The 4,792-nt window shown below is 44.2% G+C and carries 1 protein-coding gene; it reads left to right on the top strand.

The features are described from left to right. The coding region (locus ACLGGO_RS35025; protein WP_446422774.1) for a beta strand repeat-containing protein at nucleotides 1-4,792 on the top strand (4,792 nt) is incomplete at both ends.

Genomic DNA, 4,792 nt, shown 5'->3' with positions numbered 1-4,792 from the left:
AAATGCCAATGGCAATATCACCTTAGATAATGCCAATAACTTCAGCACAGTAGCCGTCACCAGTGGCGCAAATGTTATCCTAAACGACAGCAATACTATTGATTTAGGTGCTTCTAGTATTACTGGCACATTAGGTGTTACTGCTGTGGGTGCGATTACCGATAGTGGCGCTTTGAGTGTTACGGGTGGCACAACCTTAAATGCCAATGGCAATATCACCTTAGATAATGCCAATAACTTCAGCACAGTAGCCGTCACCAGTGGCGCAAATGTTACCCTTAACGACAGCGATACTATTGATTTAGGCGCTTCTAGTATTACTGGCACATTAGGTGTGACTGCTGTAGGTGAGATTACAGATAGTGGCGCTTTGAGTGTTACGGGTGGCACTACATTAAATGCCAATAGCAATATCATCTTAGATAATGCCAATAACTTCAGCACCGTAGCCGTCACCAGTGGCGCAAATGTTACCTTAAACGACAGCAATGCTATTAATTTAGGCGCTTCTACTATTACTGGCACTTTAGATGTTACTGCCGGGGGTGCGATTACCGATAATGACACCTTGAGTGTAGCCAATGGCACGACAACATTAAATGCCAATGGCAACGATATTACCCTAAACAATGCCAATAACTTCAGCACCGTAGCGGTAACCAATAGCAGAAATGTTACCCTTAACGATACCAATGCCATTGATTTAGGCGCTTCTACTATTACTGGCACTTTAGATGTTACTGCCGGGGGTGCGATTACCGATAGTGGCAATTTGAGTGTAGCTGGTGTCACAACATTAAATGCCAATGGCAACGATATTACCCTAAACAATGGCAATAACTTCAGCGCCGTAGCGGTCACAAGTGGCAGAAATGTTACCTTAAACGATACCAATGCCATTGATTTAGGCGCTTCTAGTATTACTGGTAATTTAGGAGTGAGTGCCAATGGCGCGATTACCGGGATTGGGAACTTGAGTGTAGCTGGTGTCACAACATTAAATGCCAATGGTAACGATATTACCCTAAACAATGGCAATAACTTCAGCACCGTAGCGGTCACAAGTGGCAGAAATGTTACCTTAAACGATATCAATGCGATTGAGTTAGGCGCTTCTAGTATTACTGGTAATTTAGGAGTGACTGCCACCGATGTGAATATCAATGGTACAGTGACAGCGGCAAATGCCACCTTTGAACCAACTAGCCCTACCTCAACGATTGGTATTGGTGATAGTGCGACGGGTACTTTTAACCTGAATGCTACAGATTTAAGCAACTTGCAATCGAATGGTACAGTCACAATTGGCAGTGATAGTTTTACAGGAGACATTTCGATTAATGATGTTAACCTGAGTGGTGAAACGTTTAACCTGACAGTACAAGGTGGCAATCCCACATTCACGGGTATCCTCAACCTACCGAAGAACCTAAATGTTACGGCTACTACAGGTAATATTACCCAAACCAGTGGTGGTATAACTGTCAGTGGTGTAGCGACATTGAAGACAGGAATTAGCAATGATATTACCCTGAATGATGCTAACAATAACTTCAATGAAGTGATTATCACCAGTGCCAGAGATGTAACGTTGAATGACACCGACAATATTCTCCTCAGAGATTCCACCATTTCTCGAAATTTGAACCTAACCAGCAAGGAAGATACGGTTCTGGGAACTGCCTCTATTTCGGGCAATCTAAATATGACGAGCAACGGCGGTGAAATTAGTCAAAATACACCAAATGATACGTTGACCGTTAATGGTACAGCGACCCTGGCAGCAGGAACAAACCAAGCAATTACTCTGAATAACACTAATAACAACTTTAATGAAGTCGTCATCACAAAGGCAAGAGATGTAACGTTGAATGACACCGATAATATTCTCCTCAGAGATTCCACCATTTCTCGACATTTGAACCTAACCAGCAAGGAAGATACGGTTCTGGGAACTGCCTCTATTTCAGGCAATCTAAATGTGACGAGCAACGGCGGTGAAATTCGTCAAAATACATCAAATGATACCTTGACCGTTAATGGTACAGCGACCCTGGCAGCAGGAACAAACAAAGCAATTACTCTGAATAACACCAATAACAACTTTAATAGTGTAGCCGTTTCTCAAGGCAATAATGTCACTCTCAAGGACATCAATAATCTTAACTTAAATTCCACTTCGGTTTCTGGAATCCTAGAAGTTGCAGGAGCAACTATCTCGACCAATGGAGTAATTAATGCCGGAGCTGTTAATTTAACAGGCGATAACGGAATTACTCTAAACGGTAAGATACAAACGTCAGATATCGTTGACAACAACGTTACCCTAAACGGAGCCGTGACTTTAGGGGCAAACGCGACTATTGATACTGATAATGTCAATAATGATGGCATTATCAGTATTAATCAATCGATTAATGGCGATCGCAACCTGACCTTGAATGCTGGAAGTGGTTCTATAAATGTAGGTCAAGCAATTGGTAGCACCACAGGACTAAGCAACTTAACCTTAAAAGCAAGGGAGATTACTCTATCTAGTATTGGGGGTGGGGTGATAAGTCAAGGTGTTAGCGGCGCAGCGACACTCGATGCTACAGAAGCCATTAATTTTACAGGGACAACGTATAATGCCCAGAATCAAAATTACACCGCAGGTACAGCCTTTAATCTAGACAATACCACGACATTTAGGTCTAATGGTGGTGCGATCGCGTTTAACACCGGTACGATTCAGGGAACTAACCCAGCCGATCTAACCCTGGATGCAGGTACAGGTAGGGTTACGGTAGGCGCGATCGGCAATGGCAATGAAATTAATAACCTGACAATTCGGGGAAGTAGCGGGATTACGCTCAATGGCAACATCACCACATCTGATGCGCCTAACAATACTATCAACCTCAACAGCCCAGTCACTCTAGGTAACACGATTACCCTTACCAATAAGGGGGGTGCGATTAATTTTAACAGTCCTGTAGATGGGACAACACCAAACAGCCAAGATTTAACGGTCGAAGCCGATAATAATAGCACGGTGGTTTTTGCGGGCGCTGTAGGCAATAGTACATCTTTAAGGAATTTAACGGTTAATAACGGGGAATCTTTGACCTTTAATAATCGTGTCACAGTAACCGAAAATATTAACCTAACCGCTGATGAAATTGACTTCAAAGGTGGAGCTAACTCAGTCAGTACCCCGAATCAGGGAACCATTTCCCTAAAGCCAAGTACCGATAGTGTTTCTATTGATATTGGCTCACCCCCTAATGGACAAGGCACTTTAGATATCAGCGATACAGATTTAGCCGCTATAGCCAATGGCTTTAGCCAGATCAAGATTGGACGAGGGACGGACAATGGAGAGATGGGCAATGGCACAATTGTCATCGATGCTGGAGGTGTCAGTTTCCAAGATCCGGTGACGATTCAATCACCCGCAGCAGGCGGCAGAATTAATGTGAATGGCAATCTGACAGGAACAGATAATGCTTCCATCACAATTAATGGTGCAGATGTCTATCTAGGAAACCAAGATAAGCCGCAAGTCGAAATCACAACAGAAGGACATGATATTGTTATCGGTCAAAATGTACATCTACATTCTGATTTGGTGGAGGTAAAAACGGGTGCGGAAGGCGGTGACATTACCTTCACGGGTGATGTTGACGGGAGAACGGCTGAGGAGCAAAGTCTCACGGTTGCACCAGGTACAGGTAATGTTTCTTTTGAAGGGGAAATCGGTCAGGATGTTCCATTAAAGCAATTGCGGATTGGTGACGATACCACAATCAACGCGGATATTGTCGGCACTTCGACAACTATTTTTAACAGTTTATTCGTTAATGCCCAACAGAGCCGAGTCGCGGGTACTATTAAAACCAGAGGGGGTCCAATTGAATTTACAGGTGATGTAATTCTGGTTACGGATACCACATTCGATACAATTTCTGAGGCATCACCAGGAGCAAGGGGAGGTGATGTGATATTTGGTGCTACCGTATCTAGCTCCAAGGAAAATAATCAATCCTCTACGTCACCGTTTGACTTGAACATAAGAACTGGCTCTGGAACAGTTACGTTTGGTGGTACTGTCGGCGCTCAAGACTTTGGTGGCGGATTTACGACAACAGACTTGGGTTCACTGACAATTGGAAGTGCTGGAGAGGTGAAAGCAGTTTTAGACGATGGCGTCAGTTTACCGTTTACAATTACCACTGTTGCACCAGAAACCCTTCCAGAAGATGCTCCAAAAGGCATTAGTATCTTGGCGGATAGTATAGACTTTAGCAATGCTAACCTTGAGTCAGAAATAGTTAACCTAGAGGCAACGGAGAACATCAGAACCGCCAGTGTTACCGCCACACAGGAAGATATCACACTCAATAGCAAAACCGGTTCTATTGATACCAGTAACGGGACACTCACAGCGACTCAGGGTAACGTGAACCTCACCGCTAGCCAAGGTGATATTACGACGGCGGATATAGAAGTAACCGAAGGCGTGGTGGATTTAACCGCCAACCAGGGAAGTGTGACGACGGCGAATGTAGAAGCGCCAACAGTGAACATTCAGGCGAATAAGAACATCAACACCGCCAGTGTTACCGCCACACAGGAAGATATCACATTCAATAGCCAAACCGGTTCTATTGATACGACTAAAGGAACACTCACAGCCACTCAAGGTGACGTAAACCTAAGGGCTAGCCAAGGTGATATTACGACGGCGGATATAGAAGTAACCGAAGGCGTGGTGGATTTAACCGCCACTCAGGGAAGTGTGACGACGGCG

The organism is Coleofasciculus sp., from assembly GCF_046565525.1.
Classification (GTDB): domain Bacteria; phylum Cyanobacteriota; class Cyanobacteriia; order Cyanobacteriales; family Coleofasciculaceae; genus Coleofasciculus.
The sequence above is the reverse complement of the archived record's forward strand: the minus strand, read 5'-3'. Positions and strand labels throughout refer to the sequence as shown.